General features: G+C 65.3%; 21 protein-coding genes and 1 tRNA gene. 15 read left to right on the forward strand and 7 right to left on the reverse strand.

Annotated features, from left to right (window positions below; genetic code table 11):
- Positions 1-227: 227 nt before the first annotated feature.
- From ILP92_RS14015 to ILP92_RS14025, 3 genes are all read right to left on the reverse strand, one after another.
- Positions 228-1,330 (reverse strand): IS3 family transposase gene (locus ILP92_RS14015; protein WP_438361557.1). Its coding sequence is split into 2 segments (ribosomal slippage): positions 228-1,075 and positions 1,075-1,330, totalling 1,104 coding nucleotides; the frame shifts between segments, so codons are not numbered across the junction.
- Complete coding sequence (locus ILP92_RS14020; protein ID WP_198917043.1) at positions 1,327-1,896, reverse strand: UPF0149 family protein; 570 nt, start codon at positions 1,894-1,896, stop codon at positions 1,327-1,329. Before ILP92_RS14020 ends, ILP92_RS14015 begins: the two co-directional genes overlap by 4 nt.
- Positions 1,897-2,347: 451 nt before the next feature.
- Positions 2,348-2,424: transfer RNA gene (locus ILP92_RS14025), tRNA-Arg, on the reverse strand.
- Positions 2,425-2,523: 99 nt separating this feature from the next.
- On the opposite strand from ILP92_RS14025, the gene ILP92_RS14030 reads away from it, so the two are divergent.
- From ILP92_RS14030 to ILP92_RS14050, 5 genes are all read left to right on the forward strand, one after another.
- Complete coding sequence (locus ILP92_RS14030) at positions 2,524-3,039, forward strand: superoxide dismutase family protein (RefSeq protein ID WP_198917044.1); 516 nt, start codon at positions 2,524-2,526, stop codon at positions 3,037-3,039.
- A gap of 99 nt (positions 3,040-3,138) precedes the next feature.
- A complete protein-coding gene (locus tag ILP92_RS14035; RefSeq protein WP_198917045.1) occupies positions 3,139-4,188 on the forward strand; it encodes a 3-carboxy-cis,cis-muconate cycloisomerase in 1,050 nt (349 codons plus the stop codon).
- A gap of 172 nt (positions 4,189-4,360) precedes the next feature.
- The gene (locus ILP92_RS14040) at positions 4,361-5,404 is read left to right on the forward strand and encodes a TRAP transporter substrate-binding protein (RefSeq protein ID WP_198917046.1); all 1,044 of its coding nucleotides are present in this window, start codon (positions 4,361-4,363) and stop codon (positions 5,402-5,404) included.
- 85 nt (positions 5,405-5,489) lie between these two features.
- Positions 5,490-6,074: a TRAP transporter small permease gene (locus tag ILP92_RS14045; protein ID WP_198917047.1), complete on the forward strand. Its 585-nt coding sequence runs from the start codon at positions 5,490-5,492 to the stop codon at positions 6,072-6,074.
- The gene (locus ILP92_RS14050) at positions 6,071-7,618 is read left to right on the forward strand and encodes a TRAP transporter large permease (RefSeq protein ID WP_198917048.1); all 1,548 of its coding nucleotides are present in this window, start codon (positions 6,071-6,073) and stop codon (positions 7,616-7,618) included. The genes ILP92_RS14045 and ILP92_RS14050 overlap by 4 nt, the downstream gene beginning before the upstream one ends.
- A 40-nt stretch (positions 7,619-7,658) precedes the next feature.
- On the opposite strand, the gene ILP92_RS14055 is transcribed toward ILP92_RS14050, so the two are convergent.
- The gene (locus ILP92_RS14055; RefSeq protein ID WP_198917049.1) at positions 7,659-8,801 is read right to left on the reverse strand and encodes a lytic murein transglycosylase; all 1,143 of its coding nucleotides are present in this window, start codon (positions 8,799-8,801) and stop codon (positions 7,659-7,661) included.
- Positions 8,802-8,959: 158 nt separating this feature from the next.
- Between ILP92_RS14055 and ILP92_RS14060 the strand changes: the two genes are divergently transcribed.
- From ILP92_RS14060 to parA, 9 genes are all read left to right on the forward strand, one after another.
- Positions 8,960-10,543 (forward strand): ABC transporter substrate-binding protein, encoded by a 1,584-nt coding sequence (locus tag ILP92_RS14060; protein ID WP_235971446.1) that lies wholly within the window; start codon positions 8,960-8,962, stop codon positions 10,541-10,543.
- 160 nt (positions 10,544-10,703) lie between these two features.
- A complete protein-coding gene (locus tag ILP92_RS14065) occupies positions 10,704-12,260 on the forward strand; it encodes an ABC transporter substrate-binding protein (protein WP_198917050.1) in 1,557 nt (518 codons plus the stop codon).
- Between the two features lie 110 nt (positions 12,261-12,370).
- Entirely contained in the window at positions 12,371-13,351 is a 981-nt protein-coding gene (locus ILP92_RS14070) for an ABC transporter permease (protein ID WP_198917051.1), read from the forward strand.
- A gap of 1 nt (position 13,352) precedes the next feature.
- Positions 13,353-14,318 carry an ABC transporter permease gene (locus ILP92_RS14075; protein ID WP_198917052.1) on the forward strand — a complete coding sequence of 322 codons (966 nt, stop codon included), beginning with the start codon at positions 13,353-13,355 and terminating at the stop codon, positions 14,316-14,318.
- A complete protein-coding gene (locus tag ILP92_RS14080) occupies positions 14,315-14,668 on the forward strand; it encodes a cupin domain-containing protein (protein ID WP_368667894.1) in 354 nt (117 codons plus the stop codon). Before ILP92_RS14075 ends, ILP92_RS14080 begins: the two co-directional genes overlap by 4 nt.
- Positions 14,665-15,657, forward strand: a complete 993-nt coding sequence (locus ILP92_RS14085) for an ABC transporter ATP-binding protein (protein WP_198917053.1) — start codon at positions 14,665-14,667, stop codon at positions 15,655-15,657. Before ILP92_RS14080 ends, ILP92_RS14085 begins: the two co-directional genes overlap by 4 nt.
- Positions 15,654-16,649 (forward strand): ABC transporter ATP-binding protein, encoded by a 996-nt coding sequence (locus ILP92_RS14090; RefSeq protein ID WP_198917054.1) that lies wholly within the window; start codon positions 15,654-15,656, stop codon positions 16,647-16,649. Before ILP92_RS14085 ends, ILP92_RS14090 begins: the two co-directional genes overlap by 4 nt.
- A gap of 41 nt (positions 16,650-16,690) precedes the next feature.
- Positions 16,691-17,320 carry an exopolysaccharide biosynthesis protein gene (locus ILP92_RS14095; protein ID WP_198917055.1) on the forward strand — a complete coding sequence of 210 codons (630 nt, stop codon included), beginning with the start codon at positions 16,691-16,693 and terminating at the stop codon, positions 17,318-17,320.
- Between the two features lie 57 nt (positions 17,321-17,377).
- Positions 17,378-18,001 (forward strand): ParA family partition ATPase, encoded by a 624-nt coding sequence (gene parA, locus ILP92_RS14100; RefSeq protein WP_198917056.1) that lies wholly within the window; start codon positions 17,378-17,380, stop codon positions 17,999-18,001.
- Between the two features lie 53 nt (positions 18,002-18,054).
- On the opposite strand, the gene ILP92_RS14105 is transcribed toward parA, so the two are convergent.
- Positions 18,055-18,261, reverse strand: a complete 207-nt coding sequence (locus ILP92_RS14105) for a cold-shock protein (RefSeq protein WP_198917057.1) — start codon at positions 18,259-18,261, stop codon at positions 18,055-18,057.
- 324 nt (positions 18,262-18,585) lie between these two features.
- Here ILP92_RS14105 and ILP92_RS14110 point away from each other — a divergent pair, with 324 nt between their 5' ends.
- Positions 18,586-18,876, forward strand: coding sequence for a hypothetical protein (locus ILP92_RS14110; RefSeq protein WP_198917058.1), 291 nt, complete (start codon positions 18,586-18,588; stop codon positions 18,874-18,876).
- A gap of 59 nt (positions 18,877-18,935) precedes the next feature.
- Here ILP92_RS14110 and ILP92_RS14115 read toward each other — a convergent pair whose 3' ends face one another.
- On the reverse strand, positions 18,936-19,238 hold the full coding sequence (locus ILP92_RS14115) for a hypothetical protein (protein ID WP_198917059.1): 303 nt from the start codon (positions 19,236-19,238) through the stop codon (positions 18,936-18,938).
- Between the two features lie 121 nt (positions 19,239-19,359).
- The gene (gene ettA / locus ILP92_RS14120) at positions 19,360-21,015 is read right to left on the reverse strand and encodes an energy-dependent translational throttle protein EttA (protein WP_198917060.1); all 1,656 of its coding nucleotides are present in this window, start codon (positions 21,013-21,015) and stop codon (positions 19,360-19,362) included.
- Positions 21,016-21,080: the final 65 nt, after the last annotated feature.

Below are 21,080 nucleotides of genomic sequence, written 5' to 3' on the forward strand. Positions count from 1 at the left end.
TTCCAGATCAAACCGGCCCTAACCGCGGGGGAAGGTCACCGCGAGGAAAGCTCGGGCCGAACTGATGGAGAATAGTGGCGATGCAGTTTGGGATCAGATCCGGAGCTTCAAGATCGATGTCGTCGATGACCTGAGCCCCGACTCTCCTCCGACTTTTCGGAGAGTCCGCGGGTTGATGCTCCGCTCCCCAACCTTGGACCGCCGGAAGCTGGATTTTTCCGGCTCTTTCACGATGACGGGCTGGTCGCGCCATCGGGAAAATGCATGGCGATTGGGACGTTGTATCCGATCGCGCTGTGGGGTCGGTCTTCGTTGTAGTGTCTACGCCAATCTTCCAGCTTTTCGCGGGCGTCGGCAAGGCTCATGAACCAGTGGGCGTTCAGGCATTCCGCCCTTAGTTTGCTGTTGAACGCCTCGATGAAGCCGTTGTCGGTCGGCTTGCCGGGGCGCGAGAAGTCCAGCGTGACGTCGTTCGCGTAGGCCCAGAGATCGAGGTCCCGGGATATGAACTCGCTGCCATTGTCGACCCTGATCGTCTTCGGGTAGCCGACCTTGGCGCAGACCTTCGCCAGCGTCTGCACGACATCCTCTCCGCGGTAGGCGAACCGGGGATCGACCGCCGGACACAGCCGCGAGTGCGTGTCCACGACGGTCAGGATGCGCAGCTTCCTGCCCATAGCAAGCTGGTCGTGAACGAAGTCCATGGCCCAGACCTCGTTCGGACCGGCAGCCTCCTGGCGATCCTCCCGCAGCTTCGCCTTCACCCGCCGCTTCGGGTGCTTGTTCCTCAACTGCAAGCCCAACTCATTGTAAATCCTGCGTGTCTTCTTCATGTTGATCTCCCAGCCTTCGCGTCGCAGCAGGACGTGGACGCGCCGGTAGCCGTAGCGCACCCGCGTCTCTGCAATCTCCTTGATCCGTCTTTCGACGGCCGCCTGGTCGGTGCGCCGGGACTTGTAGTGGAACGAGGAGGTGTCGAAGCGAAGGGCCCCACAAGCCCCGCGGATCGACACGCCCCAATCGATGCACATCCCGCGAACCAGCTCCCGCATCCGGCCAGGCTTCAGAGCTTTCGGCGGATGACGTCCTGCAACATCTCCCGGTCAAGCGTCAGGTCGGCGACGATCTTCTTCAGCCGCGCGTTCTCGTCCTCGAGTGCCTTCAGCCGGCGCATCTCGTCCGGCAGCAACCCGCCATATCGCTTCTTCCAGTTGAAGTAGGTCGCCTGGCTGATCCCGGCCTCGCGGCAGGTCTCAGCGACCGGCGTGCCCTCTTCTCCCTGCTTCAGAATGAACGCCTTCTGCGCCTCCGTGAACTTCGTTGCCTTCATGCGTTTCCGCTCCTCTCCCAGCCAGGAAAGCTTAGCGGGAAACTCCAGCTTCGAACGGTCCAGTTTCCAGGGGGCAGAGCAGCGATCTCATCATCCATGAACTTGCTCTGGCCGGTGTAGATATCCTGAAGCGTCATCAAGAATATCATGTTCGCCCGCGTCTCTTCGTCGGTCTGCTCGAGCAGGCGACTCCAGGCATCCGGTCGCAGCCGTATGGCACGCGTAAAGCCGTCGACCCAAGGCTCCCACATGACTTCTTGACTGTTAGGATCAGCCTCGTAGATCGGTTCGAGCCAGGGCAAGGCTGTTATCGCCTCAACGACCGAATTGTAATGCGCCATAATCGCACCAATGGTCTCCTCGGCGGACTGTTGGTCGGGAAATCCCGCCTCTCCCGTCTTACCCCAGACGTGAGGCAACCAATCCGAGGACGGGATGATCTCTGGGCAAGCAAGAACACCGACTAAGAAGCCATCGAGTTCGCTGAGCGTCATCGGCATGTTCTCAGTGGGCAGCGCATGCAACAGCGCGTCAAGTCGATCGAACTCTTGATCGGACTGGTCCATGGATGTCTCCCGGAGAGGTGAAGCTCCTTTCCTCTGCGCAACGCCAGCCTTCAAGAAAGGGAATGTCAGTTCTGAACTGGGAATGGTAAACGCTGCGGGCAGATAGAATGTCGACCCTGGGCCCGGCGTCGAGTATCCCGCCCCCCTGCGGTGAACCTCGCGAGGAAGCCGTGAGCGCGTCGCTTGTGTTCGTGCACTGCAACGGAGGCGTCGCCCAGATCCGGTTGTCGAGACCAGCGCTGGATGCTTGCCAAGCTTAGGCGTGTATCCGGCAGTGCTCGACAGCGCTCGGTCACTCATGCTTTCAAGCTGTGTCTGCTCGTCAAATTATCAAATAGCATCAGAGCTATAAGAAAAATCTCAAGAAGCCCCCAAAATTCTCTTGACAGGGGTGCGCAAGTAAAACGGCCGTTTTGCGCATTCTTATGCCCCTTTGGCACTAGGACACGGCTGGCGATCCCTCGAGGACTCGAACCCCGAACCTGCTGATTAGAAGTCAGCTGCTCTATCCAGTTGAGCTAAGGGACCGCACCCCTGCCTGATAGCGTGGCCCGCCGGTCGCGGGCAAGGGGAACTGCGGGTCCGTGACTGGCGTTGATCCGGCATACCAGTCCGAAAGGCTCTTCCATGAAAAATTCCCTGAAAATTGCGGCACTTCTCAGCATCACGGCGCTTCCCGTCGTGGCGGCCGAGCACGTGATGCTCGAAGCCCGCGCCGAAGTGATGAACGCCGCCGGCATGTCCATCGGCACCGTGACCATCAACGAAACCGCGTCGGGCACCCCGCTGGTCATCGTGGCCCTGACCGATCTGCCCGAAGGTTCGCACGGCATTCACCTGCACGAAACCGGTGACTGCTCGGCCGCGGATTTCACCAGCGCAGGCGGCCACATCGCGGGCGATGCCGAGCATGGCGTCTTCGCCGAAAACGGTCCGCATCCCGGCGACCTTCCCAACGCGATCGTCGGCGCGGATGGCGAGCTGAACCTGGAGATCTTCAACGCGGACCTCGTGATCGCGGACATGGTGATGGACGACGACGGCGCGGCTTTCATCGTGCACAGCGACCCTGACGATTACACGTCGCAGCCCTCGGGTGAGGCCGGATCGCGCATCGCGTGCGGCGTGTTCGAAGCGGGCTAAGGCGCACGGACCATCCGACACTGGCAGGCGGCTGCTGGATTTCCACGCGGCCGCCTGTTTATTTGGGCTCAGTTTAGGCCCAACCGAAAGTCCGCTGCCATGACCGACCCGTTGGATCATCCCTGGCTCGCGGGCCTCTTCGGTGACGACCAGGCGGCAGCGATCTGGGCGCCAGAGCGACACCTGCAGCACATGCTGGCATTCGAGGCTGCATTCACGCGCGCCGCGGGCCACGTCGGCCGGATGGACCGCGACGCTGCCGAACGGACGGCGCGCGCGATCGAGCGGGCGCAAATCGCCCCCGAGGATCTGCGGGACGGCACAAGCCGCGACGGCATGCCGATCCCGGCGCTGGTCGCGCGCCTGCGCGACGTCGCCGGGGGTGACGTGCATCGCGGCGCGACCTCGCAGGACGTGATGGACACGGCGCAGGCACTGATCCTGCGCGAGATCAACGCGCTGCTGGATGCGCGGCTGGCCGAGTTTGTCGACGCGCTGGACACGGTGTCGCAGCGCGTGGGACAGCACCGCCTGATGGGCCGCACCCGGATGCAGGCGGCGCTGCCGATCACCGCGGCCCATCGCATCGCAAGCTGGTCGCGCCCGCTGGTCACCCATCGCGCACGGCTGGCTGCCCTGCGTCCCCGCGTCGAGCTTGTGCAGCTGGGCGGACCGGTCGGCGATCGCGCGGACCTGGCACCGCACGGGGACGCCATGGCGGTACACATGGCGGACGCCCTTGGTTTGCACACGCCCGATGGGACCTGGCACAACGTCCGTGATGGGCTGGCCGAATATGACGGGCTGATGTCGCTGATCTCAGGCAGCTTGGGCAAGATGGGGCAGGACATCGCCCTTATGGCGCAGCAGGGCGTGGACGAGATCACGCTCGGCGGCGGCGGTGGCTCATCGGCCATGGCGCACAAGCGCAACCCGATCCTGGCCGAGCTTCTGGTGACGCTGGCGCGCTACAACGCGACGCAGCTTCCCGCGATGCACCACGCGCTTGTCCACGAACAGGAACGCTCGGGCGCGGCCTGGGCGCTTGAATGGATGATCCTGCCCACCATGACCCGCGTCACTGCGCGCAGCCTGTCGGCAGCGATCACGCTGGTGGGCCAGATCGAAGGCATGGGCACCGAGACTTGAAGCCAGATCGCGTCCGAGAAAGCGGGTGACATCGGCGCGCGGCTGTGCACCTTACTTGGGCATCGGCGCCGTCGGGAACTTGGCGCGATGCGGCAGCTGGATCATGACTGCCCCGGTCCGGGACAGGCTGGCAAACCGCCGCCCGGGCCCTGGGGCAAACGGGAGAATGAAGATGACCGTAATCAAATCACTGCTGGGCGGGGCGGCCCTGTCGGCGCTGTGCGCATCGGGCGTCATGGCGCAGGAGGTGACGCTTCGGTTGCACCAGTTCCTGCCCGCGCAGGCCAACGTCCCGAAGTTGATCCTGGATGTCTGGGCCGACAAGGTCGAAGCCGCGTCGGACGGCCGGATCACGATCGAACGCTACCCGGCCATGGCGCTGGGCGGCGCTCCGCCCGAGCTTTACGACCAGGCCGTGGACGGCGTGGCCGATATCGTCTGGACGGTGGTGGGCTACACGCCCGGCCGCTTCCCGTCGGTCGAGGTGTTCGAGCTGCCTTTCATGATGGAAGACGCGCGCGCCGCGTCCTGCGCCTACTGGAAGATCTTCGAAACCGACATGCGCGACGAATTCGCGGACACCCACGTCCTGGGCACCTGGGTGCACGGGCCGGGCTTGCTGCATACCGCCGATCCGGTCGAAAGTCCGGCCGACCTGGAGGGCATGAAGATTCGCGGCGGTTCGCGGATGGTGAACCAGCTGCTGGAAAAGATCGGCGCCACGCCGGTGGGGATGCCGGTGCCGTCGATCCCGGAATCGCTGTCGAAGGGGGTCATCGATGGCGCCACGGTCCCCTGGGAAGTGACACCCGCGCTGAAAGTGCCCGAGTTGGTGGAATTCCACACCGAATTCGAAGGCCCCGCGCTTTACACGCTGGGCTTCCTGATGACCATGAACCAGGACGCCTATGACGCGCTGCCTGCCGATCTGCAGCAGGTTCTGGACGACAATTCCGGCCTCGACTTCTCGATCTACGCCGGCGGCGTCATGCAGGACGAGGACGGGCCCGCGCGCGAGATCGCGATCGAGATGGGCAACGAGGTCATCACCATCGGCGCCGAGGCCGCCGAGGCCGAATGGATGCCGCTGGTCAGACCCATCTATGACGAATGGGTGGCCGACATGTCCGAGCGCGGCAAGGACGGCCAGGCGTTGATCGACAAGGCCCGCGCGCTGATGTCGGGCGAATGCAAGGGCGCGACCGTCACGTTCTGAGCCGTACGGTTGACACCGGGCCGCCCCTGCGCGACGGGGGCGGCCTGAGCTTTTCCTGACCGGCTGACGCGTGGGGGTGCGGCGCGTGTATTCCATCCTTCATCGTCTTGCGCGGGGCATGGCCTGGCTGGGCGGCGCGATGCTGCTCATCCTGATCGTGATGACCTGCGTGTCGATCCTGGGCCGCAGCCTGAACGGAATGCTGCATGGCGACGCGGTGACGTCCATCGCGCCGGGGCTGGCCCGCTGGCTTCTCGACCTCGGGATCGGACCGATCCAGGGCGATTTCGAGCTGGTCGAGGCGGGCGTCGCCGTCGCGATCTTTTCCTTCCTGCCCTATTGCACGCTGACCGGCGGCCACGCGTCGGTCGACATCTTCACCGCGAAGCTGCCGCCGCGCGCCAACCGCATCCTGCAGATGTGCATCGACACGCTGTTCGCCGCCGTGCTGGTGCTGATCGCGGTGCAGCTGGGGGCAGGGACCCTGAGCAAGATGAACTCGGGCCAGCTGTCGTTCCTTTTGCAATTCCCGATCTGGTGGGGCTACGCGGCCTGCCTGCCGGGCGCGTGGCTTGCGGCGGTGGTCGGGATCTATCTGGCAGCGATGCGCATGGCCGAAACGGCCGCGGGCCGGGCGATCCTGCCGCCGCTTCGGGGATCCGAGCGGTGAGCGCCATCGTCATCGGCACGGCGTCCTTTCCGGCCCTTCTGGCGCTGATCTTCCTGCGCGTGCCCATTGGTCTGGCGATGTTCACGGTGGGCTTCGTGGGGCTGGTGCTGGTGACGGGCGATGCATCCATCGCCGTGGCGCGGCTGAAATCCGAGACCTATTCGACCTTCTCCAGCTACTCGCTGTCCATCGTGCCCATGTTCCTGCTGATGGGCTATTTCGCCACGTTGGGCGGCATGAGCCAGGCGCTGTTCCGCGCCGCCGCGGCGTGGCTGGGACACCGCCGCGGCGGCGTCGCCATGTCCGCCGTGGGCGCCTGCGCGGGGTTCGGCGCGATCTGCGGCTCGTCGCTGGCCACGGCGGCCACCATGGGTCGCGTGGCGCTGCCCGAGTTGAAGCAATACGGCTACGCGGGCGGTTTCTCGACCGCGACGCTGGCGGCGGGTGGCACGCTGGGCATCCTGATCCCGCCATCTGTCGTGCTGGTGATCTACGCGATCCTGACCGAGCAGAACATCGCCAAGCTGTTCCTTGCGGCTTTCATTCCGGGCGTCCTGGCGGCACTGGGCTACGTCGTCGTCATCTCGATCTACGTGCGTCTTTACCCCGATGCGGCGGGCACCCGCGCGCGGGTGGGCTACGCCGAGCGGTTGCGCGCGCTGGTCGATGTCTGGCCGGTTCTGCTGGTCTTCGCGCTGGTCGTGGGCGGCATCTACGCGGGCTGGTTCACGCCCACCGAAGGTGCTGCGGTCGGTGCGCTGGGCACCGGTGTCATCGCCTGGGCGGGCGGCGGGCTGACGCGCGCGACGCTTGCCGAAAGCTTCGTCGAGACGGGCCGCTCGACCGCGATGATCTTCTTCATCGTGCTGGGCGCGGCCTTCTACAACGGCTTTCTGGCGCTGACACAGGTGCCGCAGGATATCGCGGCCTGGGTCGGCGGGCAGGGCTTCAGCCCGGTTCTGGTGCTGGTGTTCGTCCTGGTCTTCTACCTGCTGCTGGGCTGCCTGATGGACAGCCTGTCGATGATCCTGCTGACCATCCCGATCTTCTGGCCGGTGATGCTGGAGCTGGATTTCGGCCTGGTTTCCATGGCCGAGTTGCACGCGGCGCGACTGGCAGAGGTGCTGGCTGAGGCACAGGCACGGTTTCCGGCACTCGATCCCGCCCAGGCCATGGCCCGCGCGGGCGAGATCCCGGCGGCGCTGGTGGACGAGGCCCGCGCGCTGGTCGCCCGCGGCGAGACGTTGCCGCGCGATATGCTGCGCGAGCTGGGCATCCGGGGGGCCAATCAGGGCGCGCTTGACCGCATCAATACCGAGCAGATGGCGATCTGGTTCGGCATCCTGGTGCTGATCGTGGTCGAGGTGGGGCTGATCACGCCCCCCGTCGGCATGAACCTGTTCATCATCAATGCCATGGACCGCAGCACGCCCATGGGGGACACCTACCGCGCGGTGCTGTTTTTCGTGGCGTCCGATCTGGTGCGGGTGGTGATCCTGGTGGCGTTCCCGGTCATCACCCTGGTGCTGATCCCGTGGAGCTGATCGCGGCCCGCGGCGCCGGAAAAACCGATATCCTCTGCGACTAGCCGCCCAGGCTGCGCAACAGCTGCACGGACGGATCGCCCGTCGGCGTCAGTCCGTTCGCCCGCTGATACGCCGCCACCGCCGCGCGGCTTTTCGGGCCGAACACCCCGTCCGCGCCATCCGTGTCGTAGCCCGCGCGCGTCAATCCGCGTTGCAGGGCGATGCGCTGGTCTTTGGTCAGCCCGTAGCGGTCGGGCGGGAAGTTCGCGCGAATGGCGGGGCCGCCCGCGATCCGGTCGGCCAGGTGGCCCACGCCGATGGCGTAGTTGGTCGAGTTGTTGTAGCGCTTGATCGCCCCGAAATTGCGGGTGACGCGGAAGCTCGGGCCACCGGGCTGCGGCGTGATCGTCTCGCCCGCGGGGGCCGAGACGCCGACCTCGCCGCCCCAGTTGAGCCCGCGCTGCCAGCCCGACTTCGCCAGGTAGGCGGCGGTCGAGGCCAGCGCGTCCGACGGATCCTCGGACCAGATGTCGCGCCGCCCGTCGCCGGTGAAATCCACCGCGAAGGCCTGGTAGGACGTGGGAATGAACTGGGTGTGGCCCATGGCGCCTGCCCAGCTGCCCACCATCCGGTCGGGCGTGGTGTCGCCGCGCTGCACGATCCGAAGCGCCGCCAGCAGCTGCTTTTCGAAGAATGCGCCGCGCCGTCCGTCATAGGCCAGCGTCGAGGTCGAGGACACGATGGGGATGTTGCCGCGCCGCGCGCCGTAATTCGACTCGAGCCCCCAGATCGCGGCCACGATCTGCGCGGGCACGCCGTAGCGCGCCTCGATGGCGTTCAGAGTGCCGCGATACTGGGCGAAGCGGGCGCGTCCGGTCGCGACCTTTTCGTCCGACGCGGCGATGGACAGGTAGTCTTCCAGCGAGCGGGTGAACTCGGTCTGGTTCCGGTCGCGCTCGATCACGCCGGGCAGGAAGCCCGCGCCTTGGAAGCTGCGTGACACGATCTCGGGGCCGATGCCTGCCGACACCGCGCGCCCCCGGAACGCGTCGACCCAGGCCGACCAGCCGGCGTTGGGGGCAGGCTGCAGGTCCGGCGGCAACCCGGCCCGCGCCACTGGCGCGCCGACGCCGCCCCCCACGCAGGCCGACAGCCCGCACAGCGTCGCCCCGCCCACGAAAATCCTGCGTGTCATCTGCATCTTTTCGGTTCCCGCCTTGCCTGTTTTTCCGCACCCTAGCCGCTTTATGACGCAGGTCCAGTGCCGCTTGACCCTACGCCACCCGTCAGGCCCCTTCCTGCCGACTTGCCAAGCGGTTCGTGGCGTTCATACTCGCCGCACCAATAAGGGAGATACAAATGTCACTCACCAAACACGCATTGATGGCCACCACCACGCTGGGCCTGATGGCAGGCGCCGCCAGCGCCGAAACGCTGCGCTGGGCGCGCGCGGGCGACAGCCTGACGCTGGACCCCCACGCCCAGAACGAAGGCCCCACCCACACGCTGGCCCACCAGATCTACGAGCCGCTGCTGCTGCGCGACACCGCGGGCGATCTGGAAGGCGCGCTGGCCACCGACTGGGCCGTCAGCCCGGACGACCCCAATGTCTGGATCTTCACCCTGCGCGAAGGCGTGACCTTCCACGGCGGCGAGACCTTCGACGCCGAGGACGTGATCTTCTCGATCGAGCGGGCGCAGACCCCCGACAGCGACATGAAGGAACTTCTGAACTCGATCGTCGAGGTCCGCGCGGGCGAAGGCAACACGGTCGAATTCGTCACCGACGGGCCGAACCCGATCCTGCCGTCGAACCTGACCAACCTGTTCATGATGGACAAGGGCTGGGCCGAGGCCAACGGCGCGGTGAAGGTGCAGGACGTCGAGGGCGGCGAGACGACGTTCGCCGCGTCCAACACCAACGGCACCGGCGCCTACAAGCTGGAAAGCCGCGAGGCGGACGTCAGAACCGTCCTGGTGCAGAACGAAAACTACTGGGGGATGGACCAATTCCCCATGGACGTGACCCGGATCGAGATCACGCCGATCCAGAACCCCGCCACCCGGGTCGCGGCCCTGCTGTCGGGCGAGATCGACTTCAGCCAGGACATGCCGGTGCAGGATCTGGAACGCGTGCAGGGCCAGGAGGGTCTGAAGATCATCACCGCGCCGCAGAACCGCACGATCTTCTTCGGCCTGAACGTGGGCGATGAAGACCTGGCCAACGACGACGTGGAAGGCGCCAATCCGTTCGCGGACGTCAACGTTCGCAAGGCCATGAACATGGCGCTCAATCGCGACGCGATCCAGCAGGTCGTGATGCGCGGACAGTCCGAGCCCACGGGCATCATCATCCCGCCCTTCGTCAACGGCTGGACCGAAGCCATGGACACGCCCCCCGAGGGCGATCTGGAACAGGCCAGGCAACTTATGGTCGACGCGGGCTACGGCGACGGCTTCTCGATCCAGCTGGATTGCCCCAACGACCGCTACATCAACGACGAAGGCATCTGCCAGGCGGCCGTGGGCATGCTCAGCCAGATCGGCGTCACAGTGAACCTGGACGCCAAGCCCAAGGCGCAGCACTTCCCGCTGATTTCCAACGGCGAGACGGATTTCTACATGCTGGGCTGGGGTGTGCCGACCTTTGATTCGGAATACGTCTTCAACTTCCTGGTCCACACCCGCGGCGACGAGCTGGGATCGTGGAACAACACGCGGTATTCGAATCCGGAACTGGACACCAAGATCGAAGGTCTGTCGTCGATGACCGATCTTGATGCGCGCAACGCGCAGATCGCCGAGATCTGGGACACGGTGCAGGCCGAAACGATCTATCTGCCGATCCACAACCAGGTGCTGAACTGGGGGCTGGCCGAAGGCATCCAGACCGATGTGCAGCCCGAGGATCAGCCGAAGATCAAGTACTTCGCGATGAACTGATCCCGCGAAGGCGGTCGGGGCCCCCGTGCTCCGGCCGCCACCCCGTGCCGCCGTCCCGGCTTCATCTTCCCCCAAATACCTGTCCCGCTTGCCTCCCCACGATGACAGGGCAGGCCGATGTGCTACCATCCCGGACGACCCGTCTCTGAAAGGACTGCCCATGCGCCCCCTCAAGATCACGCTCGCGCTTCTGGCGCTGTCGCTTTCGGCCCAGGCCGAAGAGTTCCGCTGGGCGGGCCAGACCGATCCGCAGACCATGGACCCGCACGCGGTCAGCTCGGCCCCGGTGCTGGGCTTCCTGAACAACGTCTATGAGGGCCTCGTCCGCCGCGACGCCGAGATGAAGATCGAGCCCGCGCTTGCCACCTCGTGGGAGCCCATCGGCGACGGGGAAGGCTGGCGCTTCGTGCTGCGCGAGGGCGTGACCTTCCACGACGGCGCCGCCTTCGACGCCGACGACGTGATCTTCAGCTACGAGCGCGCGTCGTCCGAGCAATCCGACGTGGCCTCGTGGTTCGCGCCCGTCAGCCGCGTGGAAAAGGTCGATGCCTACACCGTCGACATCTTCACCACCGCGCCGAACCCGATCTTTCCCGACAGCATCGCCAATTGGATGATGGTCGACAGTGGCTGGGCCGCCGCCAACGATACGACCCGCCCCGACAAGGACCAGGGCAATTACGCCACGCTGAACGCCAACGGCACGGGCGCCTTTCGCGTCACCGACCGCCAGCCGGGCCTGCAGACGGTGCTGGAGCCCTTCGACGGATGGTGGGGGGAGGCCGAGCACAACATCACCAAGGCCACCTTCACGCCGATCCAGAACCCGGCGACGGCGGTGGCGGCGCTGATCTCGGGCGACGTGGATTTCATCAACCCGGTGCCGATTCAGGACGCCGAGCGGCTGGACGGGCGCGACGGCGTCAAGGTCATCAAGGGGATCGAGGCGCGCGTCATCATGCTGGGCTTCGGCCATGACCACGAGACGCTGAATTTCGGCGCGGACGAGGGGGCTCCGAACCCCTTCGCCGATGTCCGCGTGCGCCGCGCCGTGGCCCACGCCATCAACGTGCCCGCGATCCTGCAGACGATCATGCGCGGCAATGCCGAGCCTGCGAGCCAATTGGTCAGCCCGGCCATGCGCGGCTATTCCGACGCCCATGCCGAGCGGCCCGAATACGACGTGGAGCGCGCCAGGGCCTTGCTGGACGAGGCGGGCTACGGCGACGGGTTCTCGTTCGGGCTGAAATGCACCAACGACCGGTACCTGAACGACGAATCGGTCTGCCAGGCCATCGTGTCGATGCTGGCGCAGGTGGGCATCGAGGCGGTGCTCGAATCCATGCCGGTGCGCAATTACTGGCCCGAGCTGCGCGAGGACGCGTTTGACGCGTTCCTGCTGGGCTGGTCGCCCGGCACCTTCGACGCCGAGCACCCGATCCGCTTCCTCGTGGCAACGCCCGAGGGCAATCTTGGCACCTGGAATTTCGGCGGCTATTCGAACGCGCGCATCGACGAATTGCTGCCCGCCATCCAGTCCGAGATCGACGACGCCGAGCGCCAGGCGATGCTGGACGAAGCGGCGGCGATCATCCAAGACGAGATGGCTTACGTACCGCTCTATGTGCAGCCCCTGGTCTGGGGGGCGCGCGAGACGATCGAGCTGGTGCAGCGGCCGGACGATTTCTTCATCCTGCGCTGGGTGCGCGTCAACTGAAACCGGCCGGGGGGCCAGCCCTCCGGACCCCCCGAGGTATTTCTGGACAGATGAAGCAGGGACGATCCTTGAGCGTGTCACACCCAATTCCGAGCGGGGGCTAGGGGCCGATGCTCGCCTTCATCCTGCGCCGGATATTCCAGTCCATCATCGTACTGTTGGTGGTCGGGCTGGTAGCGTTTTCCATGTTCACCTTCGTGGGCGATCCCATCGACAACATGCTGGGCCAGGAGCGAACCCAGGCCGATATCGAGCGGCTGCGCCAGCAGCTGGGACTGGATCAGCCCTTCGTCGTGCAATACTGGAACTTCCTGCAAAACGCCGCCCAGGGGAATTTCGGGATCTCCTACCGGCAGGGGCGGCCCGTGGCGGAGATCCTGATGGAGCGCGCGCCCGCCACGCTGGAGCTGGCGGCGGTCTCGGCGTTCTTCGCCATGACGCTGGGCATCGGGCTGGGTGTCTTCACCGCCATCCGGCGCGACGGGATCGAGTCGAACCTGATCATGGGGGTGTCGCTGATCGGGGTGTCGCTGCCCACCTTCCTGATCGGCATCCTGCTGATCTACGTCTTCTCGGTGGAGCTGGACTGGCTGCCGTCCTTCGGGCGCGGCGAGGTGGTGGATCTGGGCGGATGGACCACCGGGTTCCTGACCACGAGTGGCCTGAAGGCGCTGATCCTCCCCGCGATCACGCTGGGGCTCTACCAGATGACGCTGATCATGCGGCTGGTGCGCTCGGAGATGCTGGAGGTGCTGCGCCAGGACTACATCCGGTTCGCCCGGGCGCGGGGTCTGCGCGAGCGCGCGGTGAATTTCCGCCACGCTCTGAAGAACACGCTGGTGCCGGTCATCACCGTCACCGGCCTGCAACTGGGTGCCATCATCGCCTTCGCCATCATCACCGAGACGGTGTTCCAGTGGCCCGGCGTGGGGCTGCTGTTCATAAACGCGATCCAGTTCGTCGATATCCCCGTCATGGCGGCGTACCTGATGCTGATTTCGGTCATGTTCGTGGGCATCAACCTGATCGTGGACCTTCTATATTTCGCCATCGACCCGCGTCTTCGTGTGGGCAAGGGCAAGGGGCACTGAGATGACCGACGCGACCCAAGCCGCAGACGCCACCGCCGAGAAGCCCACGCCGAAATCGCGGTTCAGCCGTGCGTGGCAATCGGATTTCGCGTGGAAATTCCGCCACTCGCCCGTGGCCATCGTCGCCACGCTGGTCATGCTTGTGATCGTTCTGTCGGCGATCTTCGCGCCGCTGATCGCGCCGCACAATCCGTTCGACCCAAGCTCGCTGAACCTGATGAACGGCTTCACCCCGCCGGGCGCGGCCAACCAGTTCACCGGCGATCTGTTCCTGCTGGGCACCGACGACCAAGGGCGCGACGTGTTTTCCACCATCCTCTACGGGTTGCGCATATCGCTGTTCGTGGGCGTGGCGGCGGTCCTGTTCGCCATGATCCTGGGCGTCACGCTGGGATTGATCGCGGGTTACGTGGGCGGCTGGACCGACACGATCATCATGCGCATCGCCGATATCCAGCTGACCTTTCCGTCGATCCTGGTGGCGATGCTGATCTTCGGGATCGCCAAGGGCGTGACGCCGGTCGAATACCGCGACCAGATGGCGATCTGGGTGCTGATCTTCGCCATCGGCCTGTCGGACTGGGTACAGTTCGCCCGCGTCGTGCGCGGCGCCACGTTGGTGCAGGCGGGCCGCGAATACGTGGCGGCCGCACGGCTGATCGGACGCTCGGGCCCGGCGATCATGATGCGTCACATCCTGCCCAACGTGCTGTCGCCCGTGCTGGTGATCGCCACGATCAGCCTGGCGCTGGCCATCATCGCCGAGGCGACGCTGAGCTTCCTGGGCGTGGGCGCGCCGCCGACGCAGCCATCGCTGGGCACGCTGATCCGGATCGGTCAGGGCTTTTTGTTCTCGGGCGAGTGGTGGATCCTGCTGTTCCCCTCCGTGACGCTTCTGGCGCTGGCGCTGTCGGTGAACCTGCTGGGCGACTGGCTGCGCGACGCCCTGAATCCGAGGTTGAAGTGAAGCGCGGCTCGTCACCTCTCGCCACCGCGAACGCGCCGCATTACGTGTGGGGTCAGGCATGCGACGGCTGGCGGCTGCACGACACCGACGGGCTGAGCGTGATCGAGGAACGCATGCCCGGCGGGACCGCCGAGATCCGGCACTATCATCACCGTTCCGAGCAGGTGTTCTACGTTCTCGCCGGGACCCTCTCCCTCGAATGTGACGGGGCAACGCATACGCTGTCCGCTGGCGCGTCCCTGTCGGTTGCCGCCGGATCACCTCACCAGGCGATGAACGTCGGAGAGGACGCGGTGCGCTTTCTCGTGATCTCGGCCCCATCCACCAGAAACGATCGGCACCCGTCATGACCGACATCCCCGTCCTGTCCGTCCGCAACCTCAGCGTCGAAATCCCCACCCGCGATGCCGTGCTAAAGCCCGTGGACCAGATGAGCTACGACATCGCGCGGGGCGAGATCCTGGGTGTCGTGGGCGAATCGGGCGCGGGCAAGTCCATGACCGGCAATGCCGTCATCGGGCTTCTGGACCGGCCCGCCCATATCTCGGGCGGTGAGATCCTGCTGAACGGCAAACGCATCGACAACCTCAGCCTGGGCCAGATGCGCAAGATCCGCGGGCGCGAAATCGGGATGGTGTTCCAGGATCCGCTGACCTCGCTGAACCCGCTGATCCCCATCGGCGACCAGTTGACCGAAACGATGCTGGCGCATCTGGATATCGGCGCGGCCGAGGCCCGCAAGCGCGCCATCGCGGCGCTGGACGAGGTGGGCATCCCCGGGGCCGCCGAGCGTATCGACAGCTACCCGCACGAGTTCTCCGGCGGCATGCGGCAGCGCGTGGTGATCGCGCTGGCGCTCTGCGCCGAGCCGAGCCTGGTGATCGCCGACGAGCCCACCACCGCGCTGGATGTCAGCGTGCAGGCCCAGATCATCGCGCTGCTGCGCGCGCTGTGTCGGGACCGGGGGACGGCGGTGATGTTGATCACCCACGACATGGGCGTGATCGCCGAAACCGCGGACCGGGTGGCGGTGATGTATGCGGGCCGACTTGCCGAGATCGGGCCGGTGGCGCAGGTGCTGGGCCACCCGCGCCATCCCTATACTGAGGGGCTGATGGGCTCGACCCCCGCGGCAAGCCGGGGCAAGCAACGGCTGCACCAGATCCCCGGCGCCATGCCGCGGCTGGGCCACCTGCCCAAGGGCTGCGCCTTCCACCCGCGTTGTCCCTACGCGCAGGACGACTGCAAGCGCGACCCCGGTCCCACGACCGAAGCCTGCGACGGCCGCGCCGCCTGCTGGCATCCGGTCGAAAACCCCGATGTGAAAGCCGCCGAATGACCGCACTTGTCACCGTTCGCGACCTGACGCGCCGTTTCGACGTGTCCAAACCCTGGCTGAACCGCGTGATCGAGCGGCTTCCGAAGCGCAAGCTGGTGGCGGTCAGCAAGGTCAGCTTCGATATCGAAGAGGGCACGACCTACGCGCTGGTGGGCGAATCGGGGTCGGGCAAGTCCACCATCGGCAAGATGCTGGTGGGGCTGCTGGATCCCAGCGAAGGTGCCGTGGAAATCGAGGGCGTGAACCTCGACACCGAGCCCGACGCCGCCAAGATCGATGCGGTGCGCAGCGACATCCAGATGATCTTCCAGGATCCCTATGCCAGCCTGAACCCGCGCTGGAAGGTCCGCGATATCATCGTCGAGCCGGTGGCCGCGCGCGGCGGCGACACCGAAGGCATGGCCGAAAAGCTGCTGGAACAGGTGGGCCTGTCCGCCGACGACGCCAAGAAGTTTCCGCACGAGTTCTCGGGCGGGCAGCGGCAGCGGATCTGCATCGCCCGGGCGCTGGCCTCGGAGCCGAAGTTCATCGTCTGCGACGAGCCGACATCGGCGCTGGACGTATCGGTGCAGGCGCAGGTTCTGAACCTGATGTCGGACCTGAAGGAAGATTTCGGGCTGACCTACCTGTTCATCAGCCACGACCTGACCGTGGTCACCCACATGGCCGACACGGTGGGCGTGCTCTATCTCGGTCGCCTGGTGGAAGAGGCGTCGCCAGAACATCTGAACGCGCGGCCTGCCCATCCATATACCCAGATGCTGCTTGATTCGGCCCCACGGCTGGACGGGTTCGGGCGCGAGATCGCGCCGCCCCAAGGCGAGATCCCCGATCCGATCAACCCGCCCGCGGGCTGTGCCTTCAACCCGCGCTGCCCGCTGGCCATCGACCGGTGCCGCACCGAACGGCCCGAGCTGCGCCAGATCGACGGCGCCCGCGTCGCCTGCCACCGCGCCGAAGAGGCGATCGCCCAGTATTCCCCGCCCGAATAAGGGGGCCGGGGAACGGGCGCGCGGCAATCGTGTTGGGCAGCATGGATACTTCGGACACCGCGCCAGATCACGACCACAACCTGACCCAGGTGCTCGAACGGCTCGACAGCCTGACCGACCGCAAGACCGTGTCCGTGCGCGAAGTCCTTGACCGTTTCGGGGCGACCGCGTTTCTGCCGGTCCTGATGATCCCGGCCCTTCTGGTGACATCGCCGCTCAGCGGCGTTCCCCTGTTTTCAACCATCTGCGGCCTGTCCATCGGGACGATCGCGCTGCAACTTCTGCTGGGCCGCGACCATCTTTGGCTTCCCGACACGGTGATGCGCCGCACGATCGAGGGCGTCGAGCTGCACAACGCGCTGAAGAAGATGTCGAAAGCCGCGCGCTGGATGGACGGGCACACCCGCCGCAGGTTGAGCGTGCTGACAGGACGGGCGGGGCAGAAGGTGGTCTATCTGGCCTGCACGATCGGCGGCTTCTCCATGCCGCTGTTGGAGATCATCCCGTTTTCGTCCTCGGGGATGGGGTTTGCCATCCTGTCGATGTGCCTGGGATTGCTGGCCGTGGATGGCATCTTCATCCTGCTGGGTCTCGTCGTCATGGGGGGTGTCGCGACGATCCCGGTCTTCGTCTATTCGGGCGTCTCGGGGCTGTTCGCCAGCATTTCTTGATCTTCCCGTGACGCGACGATACGCTGCGCCGCAGCATATGGCGGGAGGATCCACGATTTGGCACATGTTTTGACGGTTGCCCAGCAAAAGGGCGGGTCTGGCAAGACGACGCTTGCGGCGAATCTGGCCGTCGCCCTGACGCGCGCGGGCCACGCGGTGGCGGTTCTGGACACCGACCCGCAGGGCTCGCTGGGGCGCTGGTTCATGACACGGCGCGAAGCGGGGATCGAGGACATGGACTTCGCCACCGCCAGCGCCTGGGGTGTCAGCTACGAATGCGACAAGCTGAAGAAGACCAACGATTTCGTCATCGTCGATACGCCGCCCAAGGTGGATTCGGACCTGCGCCCCGCGCTGCGGTCCAGCGACATGATCCTGGTGCCCGTGGCCACGTCCCAGGTCGATCTGTGGGCCGTGGATTCGGTGCTGGACATGGCCGACCGGCTGAAGAAGCCCACCATGATCGTGCTCAACCGCTTCAAGAAGGGGACACGGGTGGGCGACGAGATCGACGCCGCCCTGAAGGATAGCGGAGCGGACCGGGCGCGGACGGTGCTGGGAAACCGCGTCGTCTATGTCGAAACGCTGGGGCAGGGCCGGGGCGTGCTGGAGCGCGGCAAGGGCGCCTGGAGCACCGAGGTCGAAGCCCTGCGTGACGAGATCCTGGCCAGCCTGACATGAAAAAAAGGCGCGGTGGATGCCGCGCCTTTCTCTATCGATCGTAAGGGGTTGGCTTACGCCAGCGCCAGGTTCGTCGCCGATTCGCGACCGTCGCGGCCGGTTTCCAGGTCGAAGGTGACCTTCTGGTCGTCCTGCAGGCCGGTCAGGCCGGCACGCTCGACGGCCGAGATGTGCACGAACACGTCCTTGCCGCCGCTTTCGGGTGCGATGAAGCCGAAGCCCTTGGTGGTGTTGAACCATTTCACTGTGCCGTTGGCCATGTGAATTTCTCCTGTCTTTTCAGTCTGTTCGCGGAAGTGCAACAGCGTGGCGAAGTTAGCCGTAGATCGAGTACGCTGAAGCCCCGAGGGGAGAGACAGGTCGGTCGATAGAGGTCGTCTAAGCGATGTCCGTGTGACAGGGTTTGGATGATTTGGCAAGCACTTAGACCGCGTGTCGGCTCAACTCCGCCGACAGATCGGGCCGGGCAGGTGGCGCGGCGAGGGGCCTTTGCGAGGCGCGAATTGATCCGGAACAAGGTGGACCGTCAGGTTTCGTGCCATGGTATCGACACCCGCCGGCATGGAAGAAAAAGGGGGTCCGCCATGCGCTATGTGACGATCACCACTTGGGAAATCGACGACAAGGCCGATTTCGATCTGGTCATGGAACGGGTGCGACAGCGCCGCGTCCCTGCCTTGCGAGAATTGGGCGCCGAGCGGGTGCAGATCTTGCGCACCTCCGATCGCACCATCGCCGCGGTGTCCGAATGGCCCAACAAGACCATCCGCGACGAGGCGGAAGAGTGGATCGAGAAGGTGCGCAAGGACGTGCGCCAGGTCGATCAGGGCCGTCTGACCGGCGAGATGCGCGGCGAGGTCGTGGCCGAGGCGTAGGCCACCGTTCATCAGCTTGGGCAACGGCCGACGCAAGTCCGACCGGTCGGCGTCGCCCTTTATCGCGCGTTCTTGTTCTTTGCGCCTATACCGCCATGCACGGTTTGAAGCTGATCGGCGAAGCCCGGCCGCCCCTGGGCCGGATCTGCGCCAGATTGGCCCGGCGTATTCGCGATGCCGTGGATCTGTCCGCCGTTGCGCTTGCCGTTCGGATTGGCGTTGGTCCCGTCGCCCCGACCCACCTTGCTGTGGATATTGGGATGCAGCGTATCGGCGGGTGTATCGGAATTTCGCGGCGCGGCCTGCGCGATGGCAGCACTCAACAAGACCGCGAAGGCGGCCGGAACGGCGGATCTGAGCATTCAACTCTCCCAAGACGTGATGATAGATGACACGCCATGGTTGTTGAGAGCTTGGCGAATCTGCCTTGAGTAGAGCTGCGGGCGCTTAAGGACCGATTAACGGGAACCGATCCTTCGGAAGCTACCGCGCGAATTTCTTGAATTTCACCCGCTTGGGCTCGAGTGAATCCACGCCCAGGCGGCGCTTCTTGTCTTCCTCGTATGCTTCGAAGTTGCCCTCGAACCATTCCACTTGGGCGTTGCCCTCGAAGGCCAGGATGTGGGTGCACAGGCGGTCCAGGAAGAAGCGGTCGTGGCTGATGATGACGGCGCAGCCCGCGAAATCCTCCAGGGCGTCTTCCAGCGCGCGCAGGGTTTCCACGTCCAGGTCGTTGGTCGGCTCGTCCAGCAACAGCACGTTTCCGCCTGATTTCAGCAGCTTGGCCATGTGGACGCGGTTGCGCTCGCCGCCCGACAGGTTGCCGACCTTCTTCTGCTGGTCGCCGCCCTTGAAGTTGAAGGCGCCGCAATAGGCGCGGCTGTTCATCTGCGCGTCGCCCAGGTCGATGACCTCGCCCCCGCCCGAGATCTCTTCCCAGACAGTCGCCTGCGGGTCGAGCGAATCGCGTGACTGGTCCACGTAGGCCAGGTGGACCGTGTCGCCGAAGCTGACGGACCCTTCATCGGGCTGCTCCTGCCCCGTCAGCATCCGGAACAAGGTGGTCTTGCCCGCGCCGTTGGGCCCGATCACGCCGACGATGCCGCCGGGCGGCAATGAGAAGGACAGGTTCTCGACCAGCAGCTTGTCGCCCATGCCTTTTTTCAGATTCTCGACCTCGATCACCTTGGACCCCAGCCGTTCACCATTGGGGATGATGATCTGGGCCTTGCCGACGCGCTCACGCTCGGACTGGTCGGCCATTTCGTTGTATTTCGCGATGCGGGCCTTGGATTTGGCCTGACGTGCCTTGGCGCCCTGGCGCATCCATTCCAGTTCACGCTCGAGCGTCTTTTGCTTGCTGCGATCCTCGCGGGCTTCGCGGTCCAGGCGTTTGACCTTCTGCTCCAGCCAGTCGGAATAATTGCCCTCATAGGGAATGCCGCGTCCGCGATCGAGTTCGAGGATCCAGCCGGTGATGTCGTCCAGGAAATACCGGTCGTGGGTGACGATCAGGATCGTGCCCTTGTAATCGATCAGGTGGTTTTGCAGCCAGGCGACGGTTTCGGCGTCCAGGTGGTTGGTCGGCTCGTCCAGCAGCAGCATGTCGGGGGCTTCCAGAAGTAGCTTGCACAGCGCCACGCGGCGGGCTTCGCCGCCCGACAGGGAGGTCACGTCGGCATCGTCGGGGGGACAGCGCAGGGCCTCCATGCTGATGTCGACCTGCGCGTCCAGGTCCCACAGGTTGGCGGCGTCGATCTCGTCCTGGAGCTTGGCCATTTCGTCGGCGGTTTCGTCCGAGTAATTCATCGCCAGATCGTTGTAGCGCTCCAGCACGGCCAGTTTTTCGGCCACGCCCAGCATGACGTTTTCGCGCACGGTCAGGGCGGGGTCCAGATGCGGCTCCTGCGCCAGATAGCCGACGCGGGTGCCTTCGGCGTGCCAGGCCTCGCCGGTGAAATCCTTGTCCAGTCCGGCCATGATCTTCAGCAGCGTGGATTTGCCCGCGCCGTTGACGCCGACCACGCCGATCTTGACGCCGGGCAGGAAGTTCAACTGGATGTTTTCGAACAGCTTCTTGCCGCCGGGGATGTTCTTGGAAACGCCGTCCATGAAATAGACGAATTTATTGGCTGCCATGGGGTGCTCCGCGGATGTGCTGGAATTTGGCCCCGTTTAGCGGGGCGCGCGGGCAAGGGGAAGGG

This window comes from Palleronia pontilimi (assembly GCF_016412875.1).
GTDB lineage: Bacteria > Pseudomonadota > Alphaproteobacteria > Rhodobacterales > Rhodobacteraceae > Palleronia > Palleronia pontilimi.

What these genes read in the sequence shown, in the direction of transcription:
- ILP92_RS14020 (WP_198917043.1), bottom strand. Translation starts at nt 1,896, where the DNA reads ATGGACCAGTCCGATCAAGAGTTCGATCGACTTGACGCGCTGTTGCAT.
- ILP92_RS14030 (WP_198917044.1), top strand. Translation starts at nt 2,524, where the DNA reads ATGAAAAATTCCCTGAAAATTGCGGCACTTCTCAGCATCACGGCGCTT.
- ILP92_RS14035 (WP_198917045.1), top strand. Translation starts at nt 3,139, where the DNA reads ATGACCGACCCGTTGGATCATCCCTGGCTCGCGGGCCTCTTCGGTGAC.
- ILP92_RS14040 (WP_198917046.1), top strand. Translation starts at nt 4,361, where the DNA reads ATGACCGTAATCAAATCACTGCTGGGCGGGGCGGCCCTGTCGGCGCTG.
- ILP92_RS14055 (WP_198917049.1), bottom strand. Translation starts at nt 8,801, where the DNA reads ATGCAGATGACACGCAGGATTTTCGTGGGCGGGGCGACGCTGTGCGGG.
- ILP92_RS14060 (WP_235971446.1), top strand. Translation starts at nt 8,960, where the DNA reads ATGTCACTCACCAAACACGCATTGATGGCCACCACCACGCTGGGCCTG.
- ILP92_RS14065 (WP_198917050.1), top strand. Translation starts at nt 10,704, where the DNA reads ATGCGCCCCCTCAAGATCACGCTCGCGCTTCTGGCGCTGTCGCTTTCG.
- ILP92_RS14070 (WP_198917051.1), top strand. Translation starts at nt 12,371, where the DNA reads ATGCTCGCCTTCATCCTGCGCCGGATATTCCAGTCCATCATCGTACTG.
- ILP92_RS14075 (WP_198917052.1), top strand. Translation starts at nt 13,353, where the DNA reads ATGACCGACGCGACCCAAGCCGCAGACGCCACCGCCGAGAAGCCCACG.
- ILP92_RS14085 (WP_198917053.1), top strand. Translation starts at nt 14,665, where the DNA reads ATGACCGACATCCCCGTCCTGTCCGTCCGCAACCTCAGCGTCGAAATC.
- ILP92_RS14090 (WP_198917054.1), top strand. Translation starts at nt 15,654, where the DNA reads ATGACCGCACTTGTCACCGTTCGCGACCTGACGCGCCGTTTCGACGTG.
- ILP92_RS14095 (WP_198917055.1), top strand. Translation starts at nt 16,691, where the DNA reads ATGGATACTTCGGACACCGCGCCAGATCACGACCACAACCTGACCCAG.
- ILP92_RS14105 (WP_198917057.1), bottom strand. Translation starts at nt 18,261, where the DNA reads ATGGCCAACGGCACAGTGAAATGGTTCAACACCACCAAGGGCTTCGGC.
- ILP92_RS14110 (WP_198917058.1), top strand. Translation starts at nt 18,586, where the DNA reads ATGCGCTATGTGACGATCACCACTTGGGAAATCGACGACAAGGCCGAT.
- ILP92_RS14115 (WP_198917059.1), bottom strand. Translation starts at nt 19,238, where the DNA reads ATGCTCAGATCCGCCGTTCCGGCCGCCTTCGCGGTCTTGTTGAGTGCT.
- ettA (WP_198917060.1), bottom strand. Translation starts at nt 21,015, where the DNA reads ATGGCAGCCAATAAATTCGTCTATTTCATGGACGGCGTTTCCAAGAAC.